This is a genomic window from Anaerotruncus sp. AF02-27 (genome assembly GCF_003465835.1).
In the GTDB taxonomy this organism is placed as follows: Bacteria; Bacillota; Clostridia; order Oscillospirales; family Ruminococcaceae; genus Anaerotruncus; species Anaerotruncus rubiinfantis.
In genome coordinates this window covers 20882-45243 of sequence record NZ_QSBX01000025.1, presented here as the reverse complement: position 1 = coordinate 45243, position 24362 = coordinate 20882, and the positions used below count along the sequence as shown (strand labels likewise).

The window sequence follows — 24362 nt, the reverse complement described above, 5'->3', positions numbered from 1 at the left end:
TTTTTCGCTGCTCCCAAAACCTGAAATTTCTACTTGACTTTTGTTAGCAGGTCTTTCCAGTAAAACCTTTCTTTCAATATATCGTAAAAATGGAAAAATGTAAATAAAATAGATCGTAAAGATTTGCTAATTGTGAGATCTGGACAAACATAAGCAAAGAAACTGTGTAATAGTAATATAAATAATCGAGGTGGTTAGCGGATATGAATCTCATCTTTGGCGGAATGATTCTTTTTTCATTTGTGTTCGCCTGTCTGACAGGCCGAATCGATCAGCTTTCCCAAGCGGTGCTCGAACAGTCCCAAGGCGCGGTAACACTGGTTTTGTCGTTGCTGGGAATGCTTTGCCTCTGGAGTGGGCTGATGAAAGTTGCGCAGGAAGCGGGTCTTACGAAACATTTGTGTAAAGCGCTTTCACCCATCACCAGAATTCTTTTTCGCGGGCTCGATCCGAACGGAGCGGCGGCCAGCGCCATCTCGATGAATATGGTGGCAAATCTGCTCGGTCTTGGCAATGCGGCCACGCCGCTGGGTATCAAGGCGATGTGTGAAATGGCGAAGGAGGAACACGCAGGGATCAGCGCAACCAACAATATGGCGATGCTGGTCGTGCTGAACACCGCCTCAATCCAGCTCATTCCCACGACCACAGCGCTGCTGCGCATGCAGAACGGTTCTGCCGCGCCGATGGAAATCCTGCCGCCCGTGTGGATCGCCTCGGCGGTATCGATTACAGTAGGGGTTGTGATGGCGCGGCTGCTCGCGCCGTTTTGGAGGTGAAGGGATGAACGGGATGCTGATGAACTTGGGAACGCTGATGGTCCCGCTGACCGTTGCGGGGATTATCGGCTATGCCTTTGTAAAAGGCGTCCCGGTCTTTGAAACCTTTGTGGAAGGCGCGAAGGAGGGCCTCGAAGTCGCGGTGAACATCCTGCCCGCGCTGGTGGGACTGATCACCGCGGTTGGGATGTTCAAGGTATCCGGCGGACTCGATCTGCTCACCTGGGCGCTCGAACCGTTTGGGAGGCTGCTTGGCCTGCCGCGGGAGGTGCTGCCGCTGGCGCTTTTGCGGCCAGTTTCGGGCAGTGGCGCGCTTGTAATCTTTAACGACCTGATCTCTACATACGGCCCGGACAGTTTGATCGGCCGGGTTGCGAGCGTGATGCAGGGCTCCACCGAGACCACGTTCTATACCATTGCGCTCTATTATGGCGCCGCCGGGATCAAAAACACCCGGCACACGGTCCCGGCGGCGTTGTCCGCCGATCTGACGGGGTTCATCATGTCGGCGTTCATGGTACGGCTGTTCTTCTATTGATGCGCGTTTCGCCGCGCCATCGCTTTTGCGCGTTTCGCCGCGCACCACGAGGCCCTTTCTTGCTCGTGCAAGAAAGGGCCGAAAGAACACGCCGAAGGGGCTAGCCGCCCCTTCGGAAACCCCGCAGGCGCCTTGCCAGAACCTGCGCCATCTATGCACCCAATGAAACGGTCAGCTCAGGACTGAATGCTGCGCTATGCGCTCCCCGCATTTATCTGTCCGGAATCTCATTTCAAAGTTTTACTCGATTTTTTTCAAAAAATTGCGGGGGTCACGGGGGCAGCGCCCCCGCGGCTTGCGCCGCAGCGCCACTTGAAGCGATTTTTCGGTTCCTTTTTCAAGAAAAAAGGAACGAGGAGCGGTGCTTAAATTCTGAGGGCACATATTGTCCTAAATCCACACAACATCCCCGTCACATGATATACTGGTCGCGGTGATGAAAATGATTCTAAGAATCCGGGACCTGCGCGAAGATCATGACAAAAAGCAGCGGGAGATTGCAAAGATCCTATTCGTCGCGCGGAACACCTATTCCTCCTATGAACGGGGGCTCCGTGTGTTGCCGCTGGAATTGGCCGTCAAGCTGGCGGTCTATTACGACATCAGCCTGGATTATCTTGTCGGCCTGACCGACATCCCAACCCCGCCGCCAAGAAAGAAATAAAAACGGTCCATGCGTTCGCATGGACCGTTTCCGTTATCCGTTTGCAAGCTCGGCCTGCACCTTTTTCGGTAGGGCTTTCAGCATGGTCTGATAGGATTCCCGCAGCATTTCCTCCACAACCTCGTTTGGAACCGTCCCTTCGAGATGCAGCGAGTTCCAATGCGCTTTGTTCATGTAGTAACCGGGCACGATGTCCGCCGGATACTGCTTGCGCAGGAGTTCCCCATAGGGCGGCTCCAATTTCATGGTGAAGATCGGCCTGCCTTCCTTATTGGAAGCCATCATGGCGAACATCTTTCCGCCGAGGAAATACCGGTTTGCATCCCATTCTGGTTTGTAATCCTTTGTCACACCGTGCATTTTCATGCAGAAACCGTCGATCCACTCATAGTTCATCTTTTCAAATCCTTCCGCTTATTAAAAACGGCGGCCTGGAATCTCCCGGGCCGCCGTTTTGTTTTTATCGGGGCAGAAAACCGATTTTTTTGTAGACCTTGTCAAGCGTGCGCTGGGAAAGCGCAAGCGCACGTTCTGCGCCCGCTTTGTAGCACTGCTCGAGATATGCTTTATCCTTCATATAAGCGTCGAACCGCTCGCGCACCGGGCGCAGCGTTTCGGCGACCGCTTCACCGACCGCCATTTTGAAGTCGCCGTAGCCTTTGCCGGTAAATTCGTTTTCAATTTCCTCGTAGGACTTGCCAGTGACCACCGAATAGATTGACATCAGGTTGTTGATGCCGTCCTTGCCGTCGCGGTAAGCGACCAGCGCATCCGAATCGGTGACAGCGCTTTTGAACTTTTTAATAATTGTCTCAGGCTTGTCAAGGATGGCGACGAAGGATTTCGGGTTGTCGTCCGATTTGGACATCTTTTTGGTCGGGTCCTGCAGCGACATGACCTTTGCGGCAGTCTTGGGGATGTAGCCGTCCGGAATGGTGAACACATTCCCATAGATACCGTTGAAGCGCTGCGCGATGTTGCGGGCAAGCTCGAGATGCTGCTTCTGGTCGATGCCGACCGGAACGAGATCCGCCTGGTAAAGCAGGATGTCCGCGGCCATCAGCACCGGATAGGTGAAGAGGCCCGCGTTGACGTTTTCCGGATGCTTTTGGGATTTATCCTTGAACTGGGTCATGCGGGAAAGCTCGCCGAACTGGGTGTAGCAGGAGAGCACCCAGGAGAGTTCCGCGTGGGTTTTCACATGGCTCTGGATGAAGGCGATCGATTTTTCCGGGTCAACGCCGCAGGCCAGGATCAGCGCGTAGGCGGCCAGCGTGTTCTCGCGCAGCGCTTTGGCATCCTGCCGAACGGTGATCGCGTGCTGGTTGACGATCGAATAACAGCAGTTGTATTCATCCTGCAGGGCGACCCAGTTTTTTACCGCGCCCAGATAGTTGCCGAGCGTCATGATGCCGGTGGGCTGGATGCCCGAAAAGATAATCTTTTTATGTTCTTTTTGAACCTGGGTATTTTCCATCAATAACAACCTTTCTGTGTGCGGTTAAAAAAGTTCGCGGGTCAGCTTGCCCAGCCGTTTGATGCCTTCGACGATGCCTTCGTCAGTTGGAGTGGTGAAGTTCATGCGGAACGACCGGCAGGGGTCGGTTTCTTTTGCCAGAAACGCTACGCCAGGCACGACCGCGACCTTTTCCGCGATGCCGCGGTTGCAGAAATCGATCATGTCCGCGCCTTTGGGTAGGGTGCACCAGAGGAACATACCGCCCTCTGGACGGGTGTAGGCGATGCTCGGCGCGAATTCCGCCTGGATGCCGTCGAGCATCAGCGAAAGCTTACCGCGGTAGAGGCTGCGGATCTTCTCGATATGCGCCGCGAGGTCGCAGGTGGAAAGGAACCGCTCGGCGATCATCTGCACGAGAATAGGGGTGTGGACATCGGCGCACTGTTTGCCGACGGTCATCTTTTCGATGATCGGTTTCGGAGCCAGCACAAAGCCGACGCGGATGCCCGGGGCGAGGATCTTCGAGAAACTGCCGATATAGATGACCTGGCCCGCGTCGTCGAAGGATTTGATTGACGGGAGCGGCGTACCGGAATACCGCAGGTCGCCATAGGGATTGTCCTCGAGGATCATGACATTATATTTTTTGGCGAGCCGCAGAACTTCCCGCCGTTTGGCCTCACTGGTGGTGATGCCGGTCGGATTCTGAAAATTCGGGATGAGGTAGAGCAGTTTGACGTTCGGCTGTTCCTGCATGGCCTTTTCGAGCTTTTCCAGGTTGATGCCGTCCGATTCCATCTCGACGCCCACGAGGTTGCAGTGGTAGGAGCGGAAGCAGTTGAGCACGCCGACAAAGGACGGGTCCTCGCAGAGCACCGTGTCCCCCTCGTTGACGAGCGCCTTGGTCGCAAGGTCGGCGCCCTGCTGCGCGCCCGAGATGATGATCAGGTCGTTGTCCTTGGTGGGGATGCCATAGTGGTTTTCGAGCATCTCCTTGACCTTTTCGCGCAGCGCCGGATAGCCTTCCGTCACCGAATACTGCAGGGCGCCGATGGGGTTCTCCTGCAGGATGCCGGCGGTGATGCGGCGAACTTCCTCCACCGGAAAAGCGTCTGGAGCGGGATTGCCGGCGGCAAACGGGATGATGGCGGGATTGGCGGTCGCCTTTAAAATCTCGCGCACGAGAGAAGGCTGCATGGCAGCCATCCTGTCAGAAAATTGGTAGTTCATAAATAGGATCCTTTCCGCCGGGTGTCCGGCCTGATTCTTTCACGATTCAAACTACCCCTCATTTTACCACAGGATATGCCGCATTTCAATGCGGGAATGCGGGTTCCTCTGTTTGAATTTTTACGCAGGGAGCCTGCTTTTCGTTTCCTTTTCCGGGACAAACAAAGACAGTCACTTTAGAATCGTGACTGCCCAATAAGTGGAGGCTATCGATCTTTCCTTAGATAAATCCGTATACCACAAACCAGATAAAACACACAAAGGATGATTCCGGACGGCCCTTCAATATTGATGATCTGACCGGTGTATTGGGTGCTCATATAAATCAACACAGCCCCCACAAAAATGCCTGGAAAGCAGCCCCACCATTGTTTTTGAGTCAAAAGGCCCCCTGAAAGGAACAACAGCGCAACACACCCCCATGCAAAAGGGTTGATGGCACGAAAGCTTCCGAAAAATCCAATGACACAATAAAACAGCAATGCAAGGACTCCCGGGACAAAACAGGTCATTTTTTTCACTCTGTAATACCTTCCTGGTTTTATTCACGATACAACTGAATTGTTTGCAGTGCAAACGACTGGTGAAATCGGCGTTTCTGCCAGACACCGATGATCAAAAGAGAAAATGCGGGTTCTCCTTGCGGTATGGATGCCGTTTCAGGCGGGTCACAAATTACTGCCCGGATGACTTTGGGGCGGGGTCAGTTCGATGGCCTGTTTGCCGGTCATGTGTTCGACCGTCAATTCGACCATGCACAGCCGTGCAAATTGCCGTTCGATCTCCTCCCCGCGGCCCTCTCCCTGATCCGGGGAATACTTTTCCGCGAGCTTTTCGATGGCGCGCCTCTTCTGCGCGTCGTCCTCGAGAACGCGGGCCTTTCCAAAGACGATTGCGCTTCTGAAAAGGGTGGTGTATTTTTCAGGAGCCACCTGATCCTGATCGATCACGCAAAAGGACACCCGGCCATCTTTTGTAATCGCGTCCAGCTTGTGACCGGTTTTTGCGCAGTGGAAATAGATTTTGGAATCCGCGTAAACATAACTGAGCGGCACGGCGTAGGGATAGCCGCCGTCGCCAATTACCGCGAGCACGCCGGATGTCCCGCGCTTGAGGATGGCGGCGGTTTCTTCCGGGGATAACAGTTGTTTTTTGCGGCGCATTTCTCTGAACATCTGGATTTTCCTCCACGAATAAAATTTATCAATGATGAGTTTAACACAGAATTGCGCCGGATACAACGCCGCATGCGGATAAAATGGGCTGCGGCGCGGCGCATCGCTTCCCCAAGAGCGTTTTTGGAGGCATGGATTTTGTGACTGCCAGGCAAAAAAATCGGACAGCCTCCCGATTGCGACAAAATATGCAGATGCTCATATCTACAATGGATTATACAATATGGATAACCTAGTATCCTATGAGAAAAAGGTGACAATTATGCAAAACAGCGTAAGACCCGGCGGGATCGCCCTGATGGAACGTGCGCGCCAATCGCTGCGCGCGCACCGGATGGGTGCGGCGTATCTGGGCTATATCCTCGTCGGGTTCGTATCCGCGAATGCGTTTGTGCTGGGGGGCCTCGCGCCGTTCGGAGTGGCTTTCGCGTCGGCCGCGAAAGCCAAATATGCCGCCGCCGCGACGCTTGGCGCGGCGCTCGGATACTTGCTCTCATTCGACGTGATGGGCAATATCAAATATGTGATCGCCATGCTGCTGGTATTCCTTATCCGGTGGGGGCTTTCCACCTCCAGCCTCACCAAATGGACAAGGGTCTCCCGCCAGCTCATCTGCGCGGTGTCGCTTGGGACGCCCTCGCTCGCGATCACCTTTGTGACCGGCGGCAGCGTCTACGACGCGGTGCTTGGGATTTCCGAAGTGATGCTTGCCTGCTGTGCCTCATACTTTTTTTCCCGCACCATCGAAGCGTTTGACCTTGGCATTGACAACCTCAAGCAGACGGATATCACCTCCATCCTGATCACCTTCTGCATCATCATCCTCGCGCTCATCAACCTGACCGTCTTTGGCCTTTCAATCGGCAGGGTCCTCGCCGTCACAGTGATCCTGCTCGCCGCGCAGTTCGCCCGGGAAGCGGGCGGCGCAATCGCCGGAGTCGCCGCCGGGGTGGCTGCCGGGATCCTTGGCGGCAGCCACTCCTTCCTGATGGGCACCTATGGCTTTGGCGGACTGCTTGCCGGCGTGTTTGCGCCGCTTGGACGGCTGGCTTCGGCGGGGGCGTTCATCCTTGTAAACCTTTTCGCACTGCTTGCTTCCCGCGCGTTTGCGGGGCAGAACCTGCTCGTCGAAATCTTCATCGCCGGCGTTATCGTCATGCTGATTCCGCCGCGTCTGGTGCAGTCTTTCCTGCATCGTGCGCCGCAGGGCGAGGCGGTCGCGGGGGAAACCTACAAGGCGCTGCTTGCCAACCGGATCGGTTATGTTTCCCAGGCGCTGCGGGAGGTGGCCGATACCACCCGGCAGGTAAATGAGAAGCTTTCCGGGCTGGTGAGCGGCGACGTTTCCTCGGTTTACCAGTGCGCCGCGGATCAGATCTGCCGGGGCTGCGCGCGAAAAACCACCTGCTGGCAGTTAAAATATACCGATACCTGCAATATCTTTAACGATATGATCACAATCCTGCGGCGCAAAGGCGCAGTCACGCTGGGGGACTATCCGGAATATTTTTCCGCCGCCTGCCAGCATCTGCCCGAACTTAACGGCAGGATCAACCAGCTGTTCTGTGAGTTTGCAGCGCGGGAAAGCATGCGGCGCAAGGTGGCGCAGGTGCGCGGAGTAGTCACCGATCAGTTTGAAGGCATGGCGCTGATGATCGATTCAATGGGCCGTGAGCTTGACGGGCTGGCCACCCAGGACAATGCAACCGCCGGGAAGGTGCGGGAATATATGCATACCATGAAGGTTTTTCCGGACAGGGTCTCCTGCGTGGTGGACGGGGAGGCCAACATGACGCTTGAGATGACCATTCCGGTCTACAAGCTCACACGGCTTGATATGACCGAGCTCACGCTGACCCTTTCAGATATCTGCGGGCGGGATTTTGACCTGCCTTCCCAGCGCGGGCATGCCGTGCAGACACTGACTACGCTGGTGTTTACCGAAAAGGCGACCTATACGGTGAAGTGGGGCGCGACTCAGCTCGGGAACAGCAGTTCACGGCTCTGCGGGGACAGCTACAGCTATGTGGACAGCCGTACAGGCCATGTGAACCTGATCCTTTCGGACGGGATGGGCAGCGGGGGAGCGGCGGCGGTCGATTCGACCATGACCGCCGAACTTCTGAAGCGGCTGATTGAGGCGGGCGTAAGCCTCGACGCGGCGCTCAAACTGGTCAATTCCGCGCTGCTTGTGAAGTCCGGGGACGAATCGCTTGCCACCATCGATATCACCGGAATCGATCTCTACACCGGCAAAGTGGAATTCTACAAAGCGGGCGCGGCGCCGACCTTCCTGCGAAAATCCGGTAAAGGCGGCTATGTGGAGTCGAGCTCGCTGCCGGTTGGTATCCTGGGGGGCGTTAGCTTTGAACGAAACGCGATCACCCTGCGGGACGGCGATTGGATCGTCATGGTTTCGGACGGCGCGGTCGCAAGCGGCTACGAGTGGATCATATCAGATATCGAGCACTTTGAGGGCGACGACCCGAAAGAGCTTTCTGAACGGCTTGCCGCCGCGGCCAAATGCCGCCGCAGCGACGGGCATGAGGACGATATCACGGTGATCGCCGCCCTGCTCGAACGGGGGATCTGATCTGTGCGCAGCGGGAGTAAGCGGGTTTGAAAAAGGCCGCCGGTACGAATGCACCGGCGGCCTTCATTTTTATTTTAGAACGGGCCGACCTCCAGCAGGACGACGTATTTGTCTTCCGGGTCCTGCAGCACCCGGCGGCTGCCGAAAAGTCCCTTTTCCGTTTTGACCGCGCTGACCGAAACGATGGTGGGCGCGCAGTCGGCGGGCGGAATGAAATTGTCCTGGATTTCGTTGACCGAGCCGATCTTCGAAACCCACAGCCCGACAAGGCCGCTGTCGATTTTGGCGGTGTAGTCGGGATTCAGGTTGTCGCCGAAATTGTCGGTGAAGGTGTAGCTGCCGCTTGCGCCGACCGGGGCCTTTTCGGAAAGGTAGCTGAGCAGATTGGGCGAAATGATCCGCGAAAGGGCGGGATAATAGGATTTGAATTCGACCTTGCGCATCCGCAGGGCGTTGCTGAGATTTTCATATTTGGTTTCGTTCTTGCGCAGCCAGGCTTTTTTGCCGTCGGCATAAAGCTGCCAGTATTCGGCGGTGCCCTTGTCCTTAAAGTTTACGAAGTTCATCCCCACCCCGGTGACCCCGCCGGTTTCGTTCATGGTGACCGCGCTGTCAAGCACAAGGATATTGGCGGAGTCCTCCTGTTTCATAATGGTGAGGATTTCATTCATTGCAGGTTTGGTGAGCACATTGCCGGCGGTCACGCCGTCTATTTTGGTGGTACTCAGCTGGGTGCGCAGCGCGGAAAATCCGAACGAAATCGCATAGAGGATCCCGATGAACAAAGCCAGCGCGACGAGGATCACCGCAAGCAACCGGAGTTTATACTTGGGCTTCATGCGTTTGAAATCAGCAAAGGTCATTGCAGCCACCGCCCGTTTCCCAAAAAATTCTGATCGGTTATAAGGTGTCGTTTGATTCCTATTATAATGCACTGTCGAATAAAGTCAACAAAAGCAGGAGGGGGAACCGGCCTGCTTTTTCCATTTTTTATAGCATCCCGGAGGTGCGCGCATAGTGGAAAAGGTACTGCTGTGCGATGCCTTCATATCCTGCGGCGCAGGCGGGGAGCCCATCTGGAAAAAGCTGCCGCATCACCCGGCCGATCCACACGTCGACCGGGAAACACTCCACCCGTCCGCAGCCAAAAAGCAGCGCGCATTCGGCGACCTTCACGCCCACGCCGGTGATCCGCATGAGCATTTCGCGCGCCTCGGGAAGCGGGAGGGTTCGCAGCGCGGCCAAATCGATCTGACGGGAGACGGCCTTCTGCGCGGCGTCAATCAGGTAGCGCGCGCGAAAGCCGGCGCGTACCGGCGCGAGGTCCTCCGGCGTGCGGGCGGCGAGCGCCTCGGGGGTGGGGAAGGCGTAGAAACCGCCTTCGATCGGTTCGCCGCAGAGCGCGCAGAGCCGTTCGATAATCCCTTTGATGCGTTTTACATTGTTGTTCTGGCTGATGATGAATGAGGCGAGCGCCTCCCACGGGTCCTGGTTGAGCACGCGGATGCCCGGCGCATAGGCCACGGCGCGGGCCAGCACCGGATCAGCTGAGAGCTCTTGTTTAATTTGACGATAATTTCGCCCGAGATCGAAATAGGAAAACCAGAACCGGTCATAATCTTCCTGCGGTACGCCGTAGAGCAGCAGCTCGTTTCCCCGGCGGGCAACACGGCAGGCCCGGCCTGCGGCGACACCGGTGAAGCTCCCGTCCGGAGCGGGATTCCAGCGGAACGCCTGTCCGCAGTCGAGCGTCTCTGCAAGGTCAAAATCGGAAATGCCGTCGATTGCAAGCGGGCGTTCGCATAAGGAATTGGAAAAATTTGCAGTGATTTGAGTCATAAAGCGAACCTCTTAAAAGTGAGAATCTTTTTTTCCAGTATAACAGATGAATGCACGGAATAAAACAAAAAAATAGTTGGAATTTTTGTGATGCTGTACAAAAAGAGACGGTTTCCGCTGGGAAACAATCTACTCCTGGTAATTTGTAAGCGCAGAGTAAAATTCGCATGGAAAACCACTCTCAACCCTTTTCCAGAAAGTAGAAGGCGTGGAAAACAGGGAGTTTTCTACACTTTCAACCAAGTTTTCCACATAAAACTGTTTTGAGAGCGAAGTTTTCCACATCAGGATAATACTTCAAGTATAACTCGTTGAAAACTGGCCGCAGGATTTTTTGTATAAAATGGACACTTGACAAGGGAATAAATACTCCTTTCCAGATTAAAATAAAAAAGCAGTGAAATTCAGGATGGGAGTGGGAAATATGCTCAAAGGTGTGAGCCAGAAAGTGATCGAAGTGGTGCATACAGACAACCGTTATTTTGAAAAGGCGATTTTATTCCTGCGGCCGGCGGCGCAGGAGGAGGATAAAGCAAAGCTTAAAACCCGCGCGGGCGAATATCTGGCGCAGATAAATTATAATCCGGCGGGCCATACGCCGAAAAAATCGTCTTTGCCCGAAGTGGTCAAAATCGCTCTTGGGGTGCTTGCGGGGGCAGCGATTGCCTGCATGTTTTTCCTGCTTTGACAGGGTTCGGCATAAAAATACAAATATTTTTGGAATTCGCGCGGAATAACTGGCACAATACTGCCAGATGTGTTATAATAAACCATGTGTAAACAAAATGTATATTTTTGTCGTGGTTTGTATCACGCTGGAAGGAGCGCCAAATGGGAAATTCCAACCCCAAGCAGGACCTGACGGACGATTTGACCGTCGTCGGGCGCAACGCGGTCGTTGAGCTGCTCAAGGGAGGCAGGCAGGTGGAGTGCGTCTATATCTGCGACGATACGCCCGCCAGGGGCCAGCCGATCTCACGGATCGTCGCAATGGCAAAGGACGCCGGCGTACCGGTCAAAAAGGTGGACGCGAAAAAGCTCGACAACCTTTCAAACGGGCTCAGCCATCAGGGTGTGGTCGCGCGCGCGGCCGCTTACCAATACAGCACCCTTTCGGATATCTTTGCGAAAGCGGGGGACGAAGCGCCCTTCATCATCATTGCGGATGCGATCGAGGACCCGCACAACCTCGGCGCGATCATCCGCACCGCTGAAGCGGCCGGGGCGCATGGAATTGTGATCCCCAAGCGCGGCAGCGTCGGTCTCACAGCAATTGTCGGCCGTACCAGCGCCGGCGCGGTTGAACACCTGCCGGTGGCGCGGGTTACCAACCTGGTCAGCGCCATTAAGGAGCTCAAGGAACGCGGCGTCTGGGTTTACGGCGCGGATATGAACGGTGCGCGCTGGGAGACAGTCGACCTGACCGGCCCGCTCGCGCTGGTGATCGGTTCGGAGGGGTTCGGCATCTCGCGGCTGGTGCGGGAGAACTGCGACGGGATCCTCTCGCTGCCGATGTGCGGGAAAATCAATTCGCTCAACGCTTCGGTGGCGGCGGGCATCCTCATGTATGAGGCGGTCCGCCAGCGCACCCGATGAAGGATAGAGAAGAACAGAAGGTCCGTGTCACCCGATCTTTACTGAGGAGTGGAAGCAGTCATGCCGCAGGATTACAATGTTGACGACATCCTGGAAGAGATCCGCCGCAAGAAAGGCGGTTCCTCACAGCCCCCTGTGCAGGGCGGCGGTACATACGATGAAGAACCTTACTCTCCCCGCGCCCCGCGCCCCGCGCGGCAGGCGCGTCCCGGGCCGCGCGACGTCCACCGGGAAGAACCTGCCGCGCGCCGTTCGTCTTATCCGGGCGGCAGGCAGCCGCAGCAGCCCGCCCCGGATCGCCGGTCGGAGAGCCCGTCTTTGGAATACGGGGACAGCCCCCGCCGCCCGCCGCGGCCGGCGGGCTATCCAGGCCGCGCGCCGGTGCGGCGGCAGGAAAGCCCTTACCAGCGGCCGGTGTCCCGGCAGCAATTTGACGATGTCCCGCAGAATGGGCGGCCGGCGGCCGGAGCGCGCGAACGGTTTTCGTTCGATGTGGGCGAACCGCAGGAGCCACGCGCACGGCAGGGCTTTGGCGATCGGACTTTGGGCCGGACGGCGGAGCCGCCGCGTGAAAAACGGCAGCAGGCTTTTGACTTTGATACTTCCGAAGAACCGCGGAGGATGAACCAGCAGCAGCCGGCGCCCGAACCGGAACGTCCGGACCCTGCCTACCGGGACGGCCCGGCAGATGGGTTTACGTTTCAGGCCGATGCGCCGTCCGGGCTTTTGGAGGATGATTTTGCCCTGCCGAGCTTCGATGACGGCGAACCGGAAGAACCCGCTTGGGACGATCCGGGTTTCGGCGTGGCGCCGGAGGATATCCCTATCCCGGACGGGACCCGAATGGATCTGCCGCGCGTGCGCAGAGCCCCAATGCCGGACAGCGGTTACACCCAGGAGCTTGAGCCGCCCGCACCCGACCGGCGCGTGCAGCGCCGCGAAGCGCCGCCGGAGAGCCGGATGGTGCAGCAGTCCGGATGGAAACAGAGCATGGCGGCGCAGGAGCTGCTCGGACAGCAGGAACCGGCGGAGGACGATTTCTCCTCGCCGGAGGACGCGCCGATCGTGGCAAAGGACATCAAATCGATCCGTATCGGCTTGACTGTGCGGCTGGTTTTGACGGGCTTTTTGTCGATCCTGTCGTTTTATCTTGTGCTTTCGATGAAGGTGCTGCCGTTCGCGGAGCAGCTGGGGCTCGATAAGAACTTCCTGCTTCCGCTTCCCACGGCGATCGCGCCGGAAGTGAATATGCGGCTCTTTTTGATCGTGAACCTGGTGGTATGTGTGCTGGGCGCGATTGTCTGCAGCAACATTGTAGGCGGCGGAATCCTCTCGCTGGTGAAGCTGCGCGCGGACAACGATTCGCCCGCGGCGCTGGCGGTGCTGGCGGTACTGATTCAGGGGATTGTGCTGGCGGTCATTCCGGACGCGCTGATTGACAACCCCGACCTGAGCCTGTACTTCCCGGTCGCGCTGTTTGCCCTGTTCTTCAATCTGATCGGAAAAAAGATGCTGATCAGGCGGGTGGAGCGCAACTTCAACTTCCTCATCTCCGACGCTGAGAAATACGCCTTCCTGCAGGTGCGCAACCGCGACTTTTCGCGGGAACTTTCCCGTGGACTCGGCGCGGATGTCGACCGGGTGGCTTACACGGCGAAAACCGATTTTATCACCGGCTTTCTCGACCGCAGCTACTCCTCCGATTACAGCGAACAGTTCAGCCGTCTGGTTTCCCCGATCGTGCTGGCGCTGGCGCTGGTCGTTTCGGTTGTGAGCGGCGTGCTGGCGAAGGACGCCGCTTCGGCCATCACCGCGTTTGCGGGGCTTGTCTGTATCACCGCGCCGTTTTCGGGCGCGATTGTCCCGCAGGTAATGCTCGCGCGGATGTCGAAACGCCTGACCCGCCATGGGGCGATGATTCCGGGTTATGAAGCCGCGGAGGACTACTCCGAGACCAACGCGGTCATCATTTCGGACAAGGACCTCTTTGCGGGGGACAGCGTCATGCTGCACGGGATGAAGGTGTTCGCGGAAAAGAGGATCGACGAGGCGATCCTCGACGCGGCGAGCGTGATCCTCTCCTGTGACGGGATCATGTCCGGGGTGTTCCTCAACATGGTCGGCGGCAACCGGCGGATGCTCAAAAAGGTCGACAGCCTGATATACGAGGACGGTATGGGCCTTTCCGCGTGGGTGGACGGCAAACGGGTGCTGATCGGCAGCCAGGAGCTGATGCGCTGCCATGGGATCGACTGCCCTTCAAAGGATTTTGAGAGCCGTTATGCCCGCGATGGGCGGCAGGTGCTCTACATCGCCAATTCCGGGGAGCTGTCCGCGATGTTCGTCGTGAGCTACAATGCGGCGCCCGAGGTGATGGACACGCTGCTTTCGCTCGAACGGCGCGGGGTTTCGCTGATTGTGAATTCCACCGACCCGAACGTGACGCCGGAGCTGCTTTCGCTCACCTTTGGGATCAAGCGCACCCATGTGCGCATTCTGCCCGCGAAGCTGCAGAGCGAATATGCGGTCCTCTCCCAGCCGAAGGAAAAGGTGAACGCAGACGGCTGCTACGCGGGGGGGCTGCGGGGAATGAGCCGGCTGCTTTCAGCGGCTGCGGCGATCCGCGGCTCGGTGATGCATGGGACGATTGTGCAGCTCATCGGGATCATCGCCGGGTACGGTCTGGTGACCTTCATGGCATTCACCGGATCGCTGGCGTCCGCCTCGTATGGGGTGCTGATCCTCTTCAATCTGGCGCTGCTGGCGGTGAGCTGGGTGTCGGCATTGGTCGTCAAGAAATAGGAAAAACCTGTAAAATGCGGGGATGTTCTACGGATATGTAGAACATCCCCTTTGATTTTCACACTTAGATGTACAAATTGCATAGTATTTTTGCAATTATTTATACAGCCGCCGCGTCCACATCCGCTTGCGAATGTGGACGAGAAACTGTATAATGTCAATATAATGTTTTCAGGACATCAGGGGTGTTCTATCCATTATGACTAACGCGATTATTGTTACGCAATAAAAAGGAGTGTATATTTTATGAGACAATACTTGGCTGGCAAGATCAGAAACGTGGCGATTGCAGGACACGGCGGCAGCGGCAAAACCTCGCTGGCGGAGGCATTGCTGTTCAAGGCAGGCGCTACCGACCGTTTGGGCAAAACCGCCGACGGCAACACGGTCTGCGACTTCGACCCCGAGGAAGTCAAGCGCAAGGTTTCTGTCTCAAGCGCGGTCGCCCCTTTCGCCTGGGGCAGCGTGAAAATCAACCTGATCGACACCCCCGGACTGTTTGACTTCGCGGCCGGGTTCTATGAGGGGGTGCGCGCGGCGGAGAGCGTGCTGATCTGTGTTTCCGCGCGCGCCGGCGTGAGCGTCGGCACCGAGAAGGCCTATAAGCTCGCGCAGACAATGGGCAAGTCGAAACTCTTCTTTGTCAATGAGATGGATACGGAAAATGCCGATTTCTATAAAGCCCTTGAGGAGCTGAAAGCCGCCTTTGGCCCGTCGGTCTGCCCGATCGTGGTGCCGGTGGTTGAAAACCACAAGGTGCAGTGCTACATCAACCTCGTGGATAACAAGGCCTACAAATATAACGAGAAGGGCGAGCCCTCCGAGGTCGCGATGCCGGACACCGGACACCGTCTGGAAGGACTGACCGCCGCGATTTCCGAAGCGGTCGCCGAAACCGATGAGGAGCTCTTCGAGAAGTACTTCTCGGGCGAACAGTTCACCCGTGACGAGATCATCAAGGGCATCCATGCCGGCGTGCACAGCGGCACCATCGCGCCGGTGCTCTGCGGCTCCGCGATGACCCTCGAGGGCATCGACATGTTGCTCGACAGCCTGGTCGACCACCTGCCTTCCGCGTGGGAAGCGGGCGCCGAAACGGCGGTCGGCGCGGACGGTGAAGAAATTGAGATTCCCTGCACCGACGAGGCTCCGCTGGCCGCTTATATCTTCAAGACGGTCGCCGACCCGTTTGTTGGAAAACTGTCCTATTTCAAGGTCGTCTCCGGCAAGCTTTCGAACGAGCTGATTCCGGTCAACGCCCGCACCGGCGAACCGGAACGCCTGGGCAAGCTGATCTATATGACCGGCAAAAAGCAGGAGGAGACCGCGTTCATTTCAGCGGGCGATATCGGCGCGGTGACCAAGCTTTCCGCTTCGGTCACAGGGGATACCCTCTGCGACCCGAAGAAGGTCGTTTCATTCAAGGGAACCGCTTTCCCGAAACCATGCCTTTCGATGGCCGTCAAGGTCAAGAACAAGGGCGACGAGGGCAAGGTCGCGCAGGCGATGGCCCGCCTCATCGAAGAGGATCCGACCATCAGCTTTGAGCAGAACAAGGAAACGAAGGAGCAGGTCATTTCCGGCCTCGGAGAGCAGCACATCGATGTGATTGTGTCGAAGCTGAAAGCCAAATTCGGCGTGGATATCAACCTGTCCAAGCCGCGCGTTGCGTATCGTGAAACGATCCGCAAACCGGTCAAGGTGCAGGGCAAGCATAAGAAGCAGTCGGGCGGCCACGGCCAGTACGGCGATGTGTGGATCGAGTTTTCTCCCTGCGACAGCGAAGGGCTCCTCTTTGAGGAGAACGTCTTCGGCGGCTCGGTTCCGAAAAACTTCTTCCCGGCGGTGGAAAAGGGCCTGCAGGACTGCGTCAAGCACGGCATTCTGGCAGGGTATCCGATGGTCGGCTTGAAAGCTGTTCTGGTCGATGGCAGCTACCATCCGGTCGATTCGTCTGAAATGGCGTTCAAGATGGCGGCCTCGATCGCCTACAAGACCGCCATGCCGCAGGCTTCTCCGGCGCTGCTTGAACCGATCGGAAACCTGAAGGTCTATGTCCCGGATTCCAACACCGGCGACATGATCTCCGAGCTCAACAAACGCCGCGGCCGCGTGCTGGGCATGAACCCGGCGGATGACGGCCTGCAGATGATCGAAGGCGAAGTCCCGATGAGCGAGATGGGCGATTTTGCAACCGTCCTGCGTTCGACCACCCAGGGCAGGGGTTACTTCTCCTTTGATTTCGAGCGTTACGAGCTGCTGCCCTCAAACCTGGAAGCAGCGGTCATCGAGGAAGCCAAAGAGCTGAGTGAAGCCGAATAAGCACAAGGGGACAAACGACAGGCCGCCAGGCGGATTTCCGCCTGGCGGCCTTATGTGTTTTTGGCCGCGGTGCCGCGCATAATCGGTTCTCGCGCCGCATATATCTGGGAATGGAACAGATTGTGTGCGGGGAGGAAATTTGATGTTTACAATTACCTGGAGAGTGACCAAACGGCAGGTGGCAGCGGCGGCAGCGGTACTGGTGCTGGCGTTCGCGGGAGGAGTCTGGCTGCGCTCGGCCCTTTCCGAAACGGACGGAAAAGCGGCGCAGGCGCCCGCGCCGTCTGAGATCAAGGTAGAAAAGGCAGCCGGAAAAACCAACGAACAGCGGATTACATTCCTTGAGTCGTTCGGCTGGCAGGTCGAGCCGGAAGAGGAGGAAATCCTCGAGGTGAAGATCCCGAAGGAACTTGACGAGGTCTACGAGAAGTACAATGAAATCCAGAAGTCCCAGGGCTGCGACCTGACCAAGTACGGCGGCAAACGCTGCAAGCGTTACACCTATATCGTGCTGAACTATCCGGACCAGCCGGAAAATGTGCGCGCCAACATTGTGACCTACAATGGCAAAATTATTGGCGGGGATGTCTGCTCGGTTGAACTGGACGGCTTCATGCACGGATTTGCGCCCGAGGGCGATTGAACGGACGGTAAAATTGTGATAGAATAGCCGCAGACACGGCTGTCCCGCAGGGCTTATATAAGCCTGGCGGATGCGTTGGCTTTGCCGCATGCAGCCGCGCAATGAGGGCGCCGGATATGGAAACAAAACGGAGGACGGACGCATGGCGTTTCAAAAAGGGCTGGAACGGCTCGATAAGGCGATCGCGGCGCAGACAAAGCTCTCACGCAAGGATGTGCACCGGCTTTTCAGCCGCGGGCAGATCCTGGTGAACGGGCAGTCGGTACGCAGCTTTGACAGCAGGGTGGATTTCGAAAACGACGAGGTGCTGCTGGAGGGGAAGCCGCTGCGGTTAAAACGGTACAGTTATCTCATGATGAATAAGCCGGCCGGGGTCGTGTGCGCGGTGAGCGACGCGGCCCTGCCGACTGTGATCGATCTTCTGCCGGACGAACTGCGCCGATCCGGACTTTTTCCAGCGGGGCGGCTCGACAAGGATACGACCGGCTTTGTGCTGATCACCAACGACGGCGACTTTGCCCACAGGATTTTGTCCCCGAAAAGCCATGTGCCGAAAACCTATCTTGCCCGATTGGACAAGCCCGCGCCGGAAGGACTCGTACAGGCGTTCGCAAAAGGGGTGACGCTGCCGCCTGAACGCGGCGAACAGCGTGGGAGCGCGCCGGAAAAGCGCCGGGAAACCCGCTGCCTGCCCGCGCAGCTTTCTTTTGTGGGCGAGGACCGGACAGCGGCGCGGGTGGTGATACGGCAGGGGGGTTATCACCAGGTAAAGCGGATGTTTTCGGCGTTTGGGCTTACGGTTACTTCGCTGCGACGGGAAAAGATCGGCGGGCTCGCGCTTGATCCGGGACTGGAGCCTGGGAAATGCAGGGAATTAAGTAAAATTGAGGTAGAATCAATTGAGGGGTGAAGCCATAAAACCGCGTGGGAGCGCGCTTTGCGCGGAAAAAGAGGAAAAATTGGGGCAAGCTGTTAAAATTACGGACAAAATTTCTTCATACATTCCCGGCAAAAGTATAGTATGATATACGAAAAGCCTGAAAATTTGCCCCAAAATTCTACAATGAAAAATCCGATGATTTTTCCACAACAAAAATGATATTTTGTGTTGCAAATTACACAAATTTGTTGTAAAATATTCGTAATGGCTTGTGAGAAATAAAATGCTGCTGTTTTATGTCCGGATTTCGGGCCTGAAAACACGGCGGTTGACGCGCATAAACGCAATTTGTGTGCGGAGAAGGATGAATCTATTACGAGTAAAGAGGGGATAGAAATGTCAAACAGGCTTTTCCAGGGAATCGTTCATCAGATGCGGGATTGTATCGACCGTGTGATTGGCGTTGTGGACGACAGCGCCACGATCATTTCGTGCAGCGATCTGACCAAGATTGGGGAAACCAGCGACTTCTTTACGTTTGATGCCGGCGATATGAACGAGGTTTTTGTGCGGGACGGTTATACCTACAAACCGTTCGGCAACAAAATGAAACCTGAATTTGCCGTATTTGTCGAAGGCGTGGACGAACCCGCGGCGAAATACTGCAACCTGCTGGCGATCTCGCTTGCTTCCATCAAACAGTATTACGACGAGAAGTATGACCGCAACAATTTCATCAAGAACGTGATCCTGGACAATATCCTGCCCGGCGACATCTATGTCAAGGCCCGTGAACTGCATTTCAACACCGACTCGACCCGCGTTGTGCTGCTCATCCGGATCGTTGCCAGCAACGACATCTCCGCCTTTGACGTGATCCAGAACCTCTTCCCGGACAAGCAGAAGGATTTTGTTTTCAATATCTCTGAAAGCGACATCGTGCTGGTCAAAGAGACAAAACCCGGCATTGAGTCGAAAGACCTCGAAAAACTTGCCCGCTCGATCGTCGATACGCTCGGCAGCGAGTTTTACACCAAGGTGGTCGTGGGCATCGGCACCTCGATTGTCGGGGTGAAGGATCTTGCGCGCTCCTTTAAAGAGGCGCAGGTGGCGCTGGAGGTCGGCAAGGTGTTTGACACCGAAAAGGCGATCGTCAGCTATGACAACCTTGGCATCGCGCGGCTCATCTATCAGCTGCCGACCACCCTGTGCGACATGTTCCTGCGGGAGGTGTTCAAGAAGGGCTCGATCGAAAGCCTCGATCATGAGACACTCTTCACCATCCAGAAGTTTTTCGAGAACAACCTCAACGTTTCCGAAACCTCCCGCAAGCTTTTCGTCCACCGCAACACGCTCGTTTACCGGCTTGAGAAGATCAAGAAACTCACCGGCCTCGATCTGCGTGAATTCGACCATGCGATCATCTTCAAGGTGGCGCTGATGGTGAAAAAATACCTCACAGCCAACCCTGTCAAATATTGACCGGCGCGTTCTGACGGCGCGCCGCAGCACGCGGGCGTTTGGGCATATCCCCGGGCGCCCGCATATTAAACCGAAAAATCCCCCGCCGGGAAGCGCTCATCCGGCGGGCAAACGGCCTGTTGCAAAACAGGCCTTTTCAAAGGCGGTGTACCAGTGATCGAATTTGTCAACGTCTCGAAAGTCTATAAGACAGGGACGCATGCGCTCAACAACTTCAATGTGAGTATTGACAGAGGGGAATTCGTATTTGTCGTCGGGCCGTCCGGCGCGGGAAAGAGCACATTTATCAAGCTGCTCATGCGCGAGGAGAAGCCCTCGTCGGGGGAAATTTATGTAAACGGGCAGAATCTGGTGAAGATGAAACGCCGCAAGGTGCCGCATTTCCGGCGTACGCTGGGCGTCGTCTTCCAGGATTTCCGCCTGATCCCGACCATGAATGTCTATGACAACGTCGCGTTCGCGCTGCGGGTGACCAATGTCTCCGCAAAGGAGATCCGCAGCCGGGTGCCGTACATATTGGGGCTTGTCGGCCTCGCGGGCAAGGCGAAAAGCCTGCCCGAACACCTTTCCGGCGGCGAACAGCAGCGCGTCGCGCTTGCGCGCGCGCTGGTGAATAATCCTTCGCTCATCATCGCGGACGAGCCCACCGGGAACATCGACCCGGACCTCTCGTTCGAGATCGTCGACCTGCTCAGTGAAATCAACAAATGCGGGACGACGGTCGTTATGGTCACCCATGAGCATTCGCTGGTCAGCGAATTCAACCACCGGGTCATCTGCATCGACGAAGGGACGGTCGTTTCGGATGACGGGAACGGGAGGTTTTACAGCGAATGAGCAGTTTTTGGTACCTGATTAAGGAAGGCTTCCGCAACATCGTCGCCAACCGGCTGATGTCGTTCGCTTCGATCGGCACGCTGGTGGCGTGTATGCTGCTCATCGGCAGTTCGCTGCTCTTTTCGATGAACGTCAACCAGATCATCGGTTATGTTTCGGAGCAAAACGAGATTGAGGTCGAGCTGGCGGATGACATTGAAGAGGACGAGCTGCCGGATATCGATAAGCAGATTTCGCTGATCGACAACGTCTACGACCGGATGTATATCAGCAAGGATGCGCTTTTAAAGGAACAGCAGGCCAAGTCGGAAGATCTGGCGGAGCTGCTCGCGCCGTTCGAGGAGATCGGGGAGAACCCGCTCTACAACTCCTACCGTCTGAAAATCAAAGATCCGAGCCAGCTTGCCTCCACCGTGATGAAGCTCGAAAGCATCCCGGGCGTGACGGCGGTGCGCGCCCAGACCGAGGTGGCGGAGATCGTCACCAGCATCAAGCATGCGGTGGCGACCGGCGGTTTTTTCATTGTGGCAATCCTGATTGTAGTTTCGCTGGTGATCATCGCGAATACCATCAAGGTGACCGTATTCAATCGCCGCAAGGAAATCAATATCATGAAATATGTCGGCGCGACCGATTCGTTCATCCGCCTGCCGTTCTTTATTGAAGGGTTCATGCTGGGGCTTATGTCGGCGCTCATCGCGTTCGGGCTTCTGTGGCTCGGATACAACCAGGTGCTCGACATCATCTCCCAGAACCAGAGCACCTGGATTTTGCAGGCGTATCAGAATATGATTCCCTTCCCGGACATGGCGCTGAGGCTGTTCACATGGTTTGCCTGCGGCGGCATCGGGATCGGCGTATTTGGAAGCATGTTCTTCGTGAGCAAATATTTGAAGGTATAAGAAGGCGGCTTTCCCGCTTCCCAGAGAGGAGTGTTCCACACCTTGTTATCCCCAAAGGCAAAACGGATTTTCGCATGGTCGATGGCTCTGCTGATGGCGCTGATGGTGCTGGTCCCATCGCTTTCTGCGATGGTGGACGCCGCCGACGATGAGGACGAATATGAAGAAGAGCTGGTTGCGGAAGGTTCCGAAGATGCGGCACAGCCGGACTTCACAGAAGAAAAGAACCAGATCAGCAATCTCAATAATAAATATAAGCAGCTGCAGCAGCAGCAAAACGAGATCCAGTCGAAGATCACCGCCGCGCAGGGCCAGCGCAAACAGCAGGAGGCCCTCAAGCAGGAGATCGATAACCAGATCAACAACACCCTGCAGCAGATTGACCTGCTCAATGAACGCATTGCCCTTCTGGAGGACGAGATCCGCACGAAGGAAAAGGAAATGAACCAGAAACAGGCTGAGATTGACGACACCTATGAGCTGTTCAAGCTGCGTTTCCGTGCGATGACCGCGACACAGAACACCAGTACCCTGGGACTGGTGCTCGGAGCGGAGGATTTCTCCGAGTTTTTGACCCGCACCGAGGTTTCGACCCGGATTGCCAAATACGACCAGGCCATGATGGACGCGCTGCTCGCGGAAAAGCGGGAACTCGAAGAGATCAAGGACAAGATCGAAGAGAGCAAGGAAGGCGTCGAGCGGGACAAAGCGGATATGGCCGTCAAGAAAAACGACCTCGATACCCAGATGTCCAAAGCGCAGGAGCGCATCCAGGATATCGCCGCGATGGAGCGGGAATTCCTCGCAAACAAGGCTGAGCTGCAAAAGCAGATGGCGGCCGTGCAGGCGGAAATTGACAAGATCTACGATGAAATCAACAAAAATTCGGCCAATTCAGTCTACAGCGGCGGCCAGATGGCCTGGCCGGCGCCCGGGCTTTCGATGGTCACCTCGGAATACGGCTCCCGCTTCGGCGGAAGCGATTACCATACCGGCATCGACATCTCCGGCGGGGGCGCTTATGGTGCTTCGATCGTCGCGGCAAACTCTGGGACGGTAGCCTTTGTCAATACGGCGGTTACGCCGGGATACGGCTACGGAAAATATCTGATCATCGACCACGGCGGCGGGATTTCAACCCTTTATGCCCATTGCAGCGCGATCAATGTTTCGGTGGGGGAGAAAGTCTCCCGCGGCCAGAAGATCGCGGAGGTCGGATCGACTGGCTGGTCTACCGGGCCGCATGTCCATTTTGAGGTGCGTGTCAACGGCAAGCACCAGCCGCCGCGTCCATACCTGGGCAGATAACGCCCCTCCGGCATCAGCGCGGAACGGGCAGCCTATTTTAAAAACAGCTTTTGCAGAGGACAGAGAGGAGTGTTCGCAGCGTGATTTCACCGAGAGGCAAACGGATTTTTGCGTGGCTGATGGCCGCTTTGATGGCGCTGATGCTGATTGTGCCGACGGTTTCGCTTGTGGCGCAGGCCGACGAATACTCCGACGGGCAGGCGGAGATCGATGCGCTGAGCGACCAATATAAAGATCTGCAGCAGCAGCAGAAAGAGATCCAGCGCAAGCTTTCGCTCGCGCAGGGGGAAAAGAAAAAGCTTCAGGCCGTCCAGCAGGAGCTCAATAACCAGCTCAACACCACCCTCAGCCAGATCGAGGTTTTGAATGAGCGCATCGAGCACCTCAACCGCAACATTGCGGTCAAGGAGGAGGAACTTGCGGAAAAGCAGGCGGCCTATGACGAGACTTATGCCCTTTTCAAACAACGGTTTCGTGCGATGACCGCCGCGCAGAATACCAGTACCCTCGGGCTTGTGCTCGGCGCGGACAATTTTTCCGAGGTGCTTACCCGCACCGAAGTCTCCACCCGGATCGCCCAGTATGACCGGGAGATCATGGACCGGCTCGCCGCGGAGCGACAGGAGCTTGAAGAGGTTAAAGAAATCATCGAAACCAGCAAACGCCTGGTGGAGGAGGACAAGGGAGAGCTTGACTCCAAGCGGGAGGACCTGAGCGTCCAGGAGGCCGAAGCCCGCAATCGTGTGCACGACGTTTCCGCGCTCGAACAGCAGTTTATGGCCAATAAGGAAGAAATGCAGAAAAAAATGGCCGCGGTCCAGGCTGAGATCAACGAGATCTACCGGGAGATCAACAAGACCTCCACCAAGATCCCGTATGTTGGCGGCGAGATGCAGTGGCCTTCGAACGTACTCACCGGCATCACCTCCAATTTTGGCTCCCGCTTCGGCGGAAGCGATTACCACACGGGCATCGATATTGCTGGCAACGGGGCCTATGGCACCCCGGTGCTCGCTGCGAACACCGGGACGGTGGTCGTTGCCAACACCAAGCCGAACGAAGGCTACGGAACCTATGTGATTATCGACCATGGCGGCGGTATCCAGACCCTTTACGGGCATTGCAGCAGGCTCACCGTATCGGTGGGGGATGTCGTGGCCACCGGACAGAAGATTGCCGAAGTCGGCTCGACCGGCTGGGCAACCGGCCCGCATATCCACTTTGAAGTGCGCGTCAACGGCAGCGCGAAGAATCCCATCAGCTATCTTGGCGGCTGACGGCGCGCCGGGTTGGGCAGATGAGAAAAGCGAACA

Annotated in this window: 22 protein-coding genes; 15 read left to right on the top strand and 7 right to left on the bottom strand. The window is 56.5% G+C overall.

Translation table 11 applies throughout. The features are described 5' to 3' along the window. The first annotated feature begins 203 nt into the window (after positions 1-203). From DWV16_RS15130 to DWV16_RS15120, 3 genes are all read left to right on the top strand, one after another. Complete coding sequence (locus DWV16_RS15130; protein ID WP_066453091.1) at positions 204-779, top strand: nucleoside recognition domain-containing protein; 576 nt, start codon at positions 204-206, stop codon at positions 777-779. Positions 780-783: 4 nt separating this feature from the next. Beyond that, a complete protein-coding gene (locus DWV16_RS15125; RefSeq protein ID WP_279323659.1) occupies positions 784-1317 on the top strand; it encodes a spore maturation protein in 534 nt (177 codons plus the stop codon). A 442-nt stretch (positions 1318-1759) separates the two neighbouring features. Continuing rightward, on the top strand, positions 1760-1981 hold the full coding sequence (locus DWV16_RS15120) for a helix-turn-helix domain-containing protein (protein WP_195377081.1): 222 nt from the start codon (positions 1760-1762) through the stop codon (positions 1979-1981). A gap of 33 nt (positions 1982-2014) precedes the next feature. Here the strand turns inward: DWV16_RS15120 and DWV16_RS15115 are convergent, their stop codons facing one another. The 5 genes from DWV16_RS15115 to DWV16_RS15095 all read right to left on the bottom strand — a co-directional run bounded on the left by DWV16_RS15115 (position 2015) and on the right by DWV16_RS15095 (position 5845). Further along, positions 2015-2377 carry an MmcQ/YjbR family DNA-binding protein gene (locus DWV16_RS15115; RefSeq protein WP_066453094.1) on the bottom strand — a complete coding sequence of 121 codons (363 nt, stop codon included), beginning with the start codon at positions 2375-2377 and terminating at the stop codon, positions 2015-2017. A gap of 64 nt (positions 2378-2441) precedes the next feature. Then, positions 2442-3458, bottom strand: a complete 1017-nt coding sequence (gene trpS, locus DWV16_RS15110; protein WP_118480044.1) for a tryptophan--tRNA ligase — start codon at positions 3456-3458, stop codon at positions 2442-2444. 24 nt (positions 3459-3482) lie between these two features. After that, a complete protein-coding gene (locus DWV16_RS15105; protein ID WP_066453096.1) occupies positions 3483-4670 on the bottom strand; it encodes a PLP-dependent aminotransferase family protein in 1188 nt (395 codons plus the stop codon). Between the two features lie 206 nt (positions 4671-4876). Continuing rightward, a complete protein-coding gene (locus tag DWV16_RS15100) occupies positions 4877-5191 on the bottom strand; it encodes a hypothetical protein (protein ID WP_118480042.1) in 315 nt (104 codons plus the stop codon). A 147-nt stretch (positions 5192-5338) separates the two neighbouring features. Continuing rightward, positions 5339-5845: a pyridoxamine 5'-phosphate oxidase family protein gene (locus tag DWV16_RS15095; RefSeq protein ID WP_118480040.1), complete on the bottom strand. Its 507-nt coding sequence runs from the start codon at positions 5843-5845 to the stop codon at positions 5339-5341. A 223-nt stretch (positions 5846-6068) separates the two neighbouring features. Here DWV16_RS15095 and DWV16_RS15090 point away from each other — a divergent pair, with 223 nt between their 5' ends. Beyond that, positions 6069-8438, top strand: coding sequence for a SpoIIE family protein phosphatase (locus tag DWV16_RS15090; RefSeq protein WP_118480038.1), 2370 nt, complete (start codon positions 6069-6071; stop codon positions 8436-8438). Positions 8439-8512: 74 nt separating this feature from the next. Here the strand turns inward: DWV16_RS15090 and DWV16_RS15085 are convergent, their stop codons facing one another. Both DWV16_RS15085 and DWV16_RS15080 read right to left on the bottom strand, forming a co-directional pair. Then, the gene (locus DWV16_RS15085; protein ID WP_066453111.1) at positions 8513-9301 is read right to left on the bottom strand and encodes a hypothetical protein; all 789 of its coding nucleotides are present in this window, start codon (positions 9299-9301) and stop codon (positions 8513-8515) included. 127 nt (positions 9302-9428) lie between these two features. Beyond that, positions 9429-10277 (bottom strand): DNA-3-methyladenine glycosylase, encoded by an 849-nt coding sequence (locus tag DWV16_RS15080; protein WP_079988004.1) that lies wholly within the window; start codon positions 10275-10277, stop codon positions 9429-9431. A gap of 424 nt (positions 10278-10701) precedes the next feature. Between DWV16_RS15080 and DWV16_RS15075 the strand changes: the two genes are divergently transcribed. The 11 genes from DWV16_RS15075 to DWV16_RS15025 all read left to right on the top strand — a co-directional run bounded on the left by DWV16_RS15075 (position 10702) and on the right by DWV16_RS15025 (position 24326). After that, positions 10702-10965 (top strand): hypothetical protein, encoded by a 264-nt coding sequence (locus DWV16_RS15075; protein ID WP_066453119.1) that lies wholly within the window; start codon positions 10702-10704, stop codon positions 10963-10965. Between the two features lie 143 nt (positions 10966-11108). Further along, the gene (gene rlmB / locus DWV16_RS15070; RefSeq protein ID WP_066453121.1) at positions 11109-11873 is read left to right on the top strand and encodes a 23S rRNA (guanosine(2251)-2'-O)-methyltransferase RlmB; all 765 of its coding nucleotides are present in this window, start codon (positions 11109-11111) and stop codon (positions 11871-11873) included. Between the two features lie 60 nt (positions 11874-11933). Then, on the top strand, positions 11934-14675 hold the full coding sequence (locus tag DWV16_RS15065) for a hypothetical protein (RefSeq protein WP_118480036.1): 2742 nt from the start codon (positions 11934-11936) through the stop codon (positions 14673-14675). A 246-nt stretch (positions 14676-14921) separates the two neighbouring features. Then, the gene (locus DWV16_RS15060) at positions 14922-16997 is read left to right on the top strand and encodes an elongation factor G (RefSeq protein ID WP_066453133.1); all 2076 of its coding nucleotides are present in this window, start codon (positions 14922-14924) and stop codon (positions 16995-16997) included. Positions 16998-17139: 142 nt separating this feature from the next. Next, positions 17140-17640 (top strand): DUF4830 domain-containing protein, encoded by a 501-nt coding sequence (locus tag DWV16_RS15055; RefSeq protein ID WP_066453135.1) that lies wholly within the window; start codon positions 17140-17142, stop codon positions 17638-17640. Positions 17641-17782: 142 nt separating this feature from the next. Beyond that, positions 17783-18550 (top strand): pseudouridine synthase, encoded by a 768-nt coding sequence (locus DWV16_RS15050; protein ID WP_118480048.1) that lies wholly within the window; start codon positions 17783-17785, stop codon positions 18548-18550. A 366-nt stretch (positions 18551-18916) separates the two neighbouring features. Beyond that, the gene (locus DWV16_RS15045; protein WP_066453137.1) at positions 18917-20002 is read left to right on the top strand and encodes a CdaR family transcriptional regulator; all 1086 of its coding nucleotides are present in this window, start codon (positions 18917-18919) and stop codon (positions 20000-20002) included. A 153-nt stretch (positions 20003-20155) separates the two neighbouring features. Continuing rightward, positions 20156-20839 (top strand): cell division ATP-binding protein FtsE, encoded by a 684-nt coding sequence (gene ftsE, locus DWV16_RS15040; RefSeq protein ID WP_066453143.1) that lies wholly within the window; start codon positions 20156-20158, stop codon positions 20837-20839. Next, positions 20836-21741, top strand: coding sequence for a permease-like cell division protein FtsX (ftsX, locus tag DWV16_RS15035; protein ID WP_066453146.1), 906 nt, complete (start codon positions 20836-20838; stop codon positions 21739-21741). The genes ftsE and ftsX overlap by 4 nt, the downstream gene beginning before the upstream one ends. A 42-nt stretch (positions 21742-21783) precedes the next feature. Beyond that, on the top strand, positions 21784-23049 hold the full coding sequence (locus DWV16_RS15030; protein ID WP_066453149.1) for a murein hydrolase activator EnvC: 1266 nt from the start codon (positions 21784-21786) through the stop codon (positions 23047-23049). Between the two features lie 80 nt (positions 23050-23129). Continuing rightward, positions 23130-24326 (top strand): murein hydrolase activator EnvC, encoded by a 1197-nt coding sequence (locus tag DWV16_RS15025; RefSeq protein ID WP_066453157.1) that lies wholly within the window; start codon positions 23130-23132, stop codon positions 24324-24326. Positions 24327-24362: the final 36 nt, after the last annotated feature.

Bases quoted from the DNA above. Each gene is read 5' to 3' on its own strand.
- DWV16_RS15090 (WP_118480038.1), top strand. From the start codon at position 6,069: ATGGATAACCTAGTATCCTATGAGAAAAAGGTGACAATTATGCAAAAC.
- DWV16_RS15075 (WP_066453119.1), top strand. From the start codon at position 10,702: ATGCTCAAAGGTGTGAGCCAGAAAGTGATCGAAGTGGTGCATACAGAC.
- ftsX (WP_066453146.1), top strand. From the start codon at position 20,836: ATGAGCAGTTTTTGGTACCTGATTAAGGAAGGCTTCCGCAACATCGTC.
- DWV16_RS15130 (WP_066453091.1), top strand. From the start codon at position 204: ATGAATCTCATCTTTGGCGGAATGATTCTTTTTTCATTTGTGTTCGCC.
- DWV16_RS15045 (WP_066453137.1), top strand. From the start codon at position 18,917: ATGTCAAACAGGCTTTTCCAGGGAATCGTTCATCAGATGCGGGATTGT.
- DWV16_RS15085 (WP_066453111.1), bottom strand. From the start codon at position 9,301: ATGACCTTTGCTGATTTCAAACGCATGAAGCCCAAGTATAAACTCCGG.
- DWV16_RS15055 (WP_066453135.1), top strand. From the start codon at position 17,140: ATGTTTACAATTACCTGGAGAGTGACCAAACGGCAGGTGGCAGCGGCG.
- DWV16_RS15115 (WP_066453094.1), bottom strand. From the start codon at position 2,377: ATGAACTATGAGTGGATCGACGGTTTCTGCATGAAAATGCACGGTGTG.
- DWV16_RS15065 (WP_118480036.1), top strand. From the start codon at position 11,934: ATGCCGCAGGATTACAATGTTGACGACATCCTGGAAGAGATCCGCCGC.
- rlmB (WP_066453121.1), top strand. From the start codon at position 11,109: ATGGGAAATTCCAACCCCAAGCAGGACCTGACGGACGATTTGACCGTC.
- DWV16_RS15080 (WP_079988004.1), bottom strand. From the start codon at position 10,277: ATGACTCAAATCACTGCAAATTTTTCCAATTCCTTATGCGAACGCCCG.
- DWV16_RS15105 (WP_066453096.1), bottom strand. From the start codon at position 4,670: ATGAACTACCAATTTTCTGACAGGATGGCTGCCATGCAGCCTTCTCTC.
- DWV16_RS15050 (WP_118480048.1), top strand. From the start codon at position 17,783: ATGGCGTTTCAAAAAGGGCTGGAACGGCTCGATAAGGCGATCGCGGCG.
- DWV16_RS15125 (WP_279323659.1), top strand. From the start codon at position 784: ATGAACGGGATGCTGATGAACTTGGGAACGCTGATGGTCCCGCTGACC.
- DWV16_RS15060 (WP_066453133.1), top strand. From the start codon at position 14,922: ATGAGACAATACTTGGCTGGCAAGATCAGAAACGTGGCGATTGCAGGA.
- DWV16_RS15120 (WP_195377081.1), top strand. From the start codon at position 1,760: ATGATTCTAAGAATCCGGGACCTGCGCGAAGATCATGACAAAAAGCAG.
- DWV16_RS15095 (WP_118480040.1), bottom strand. From the start codon at position 5,845: ATGTTCAGAGAAATGCGCCGCAAAAAACAACTGTTATCCCCGGAAGAA.
- trpS (WP_118480044.1), bottom strand. From the start codon at position 3,458: ATGGAAAATACCCAGGTTCAAAAAGAACATAAAAAGATTATCTTTTCG.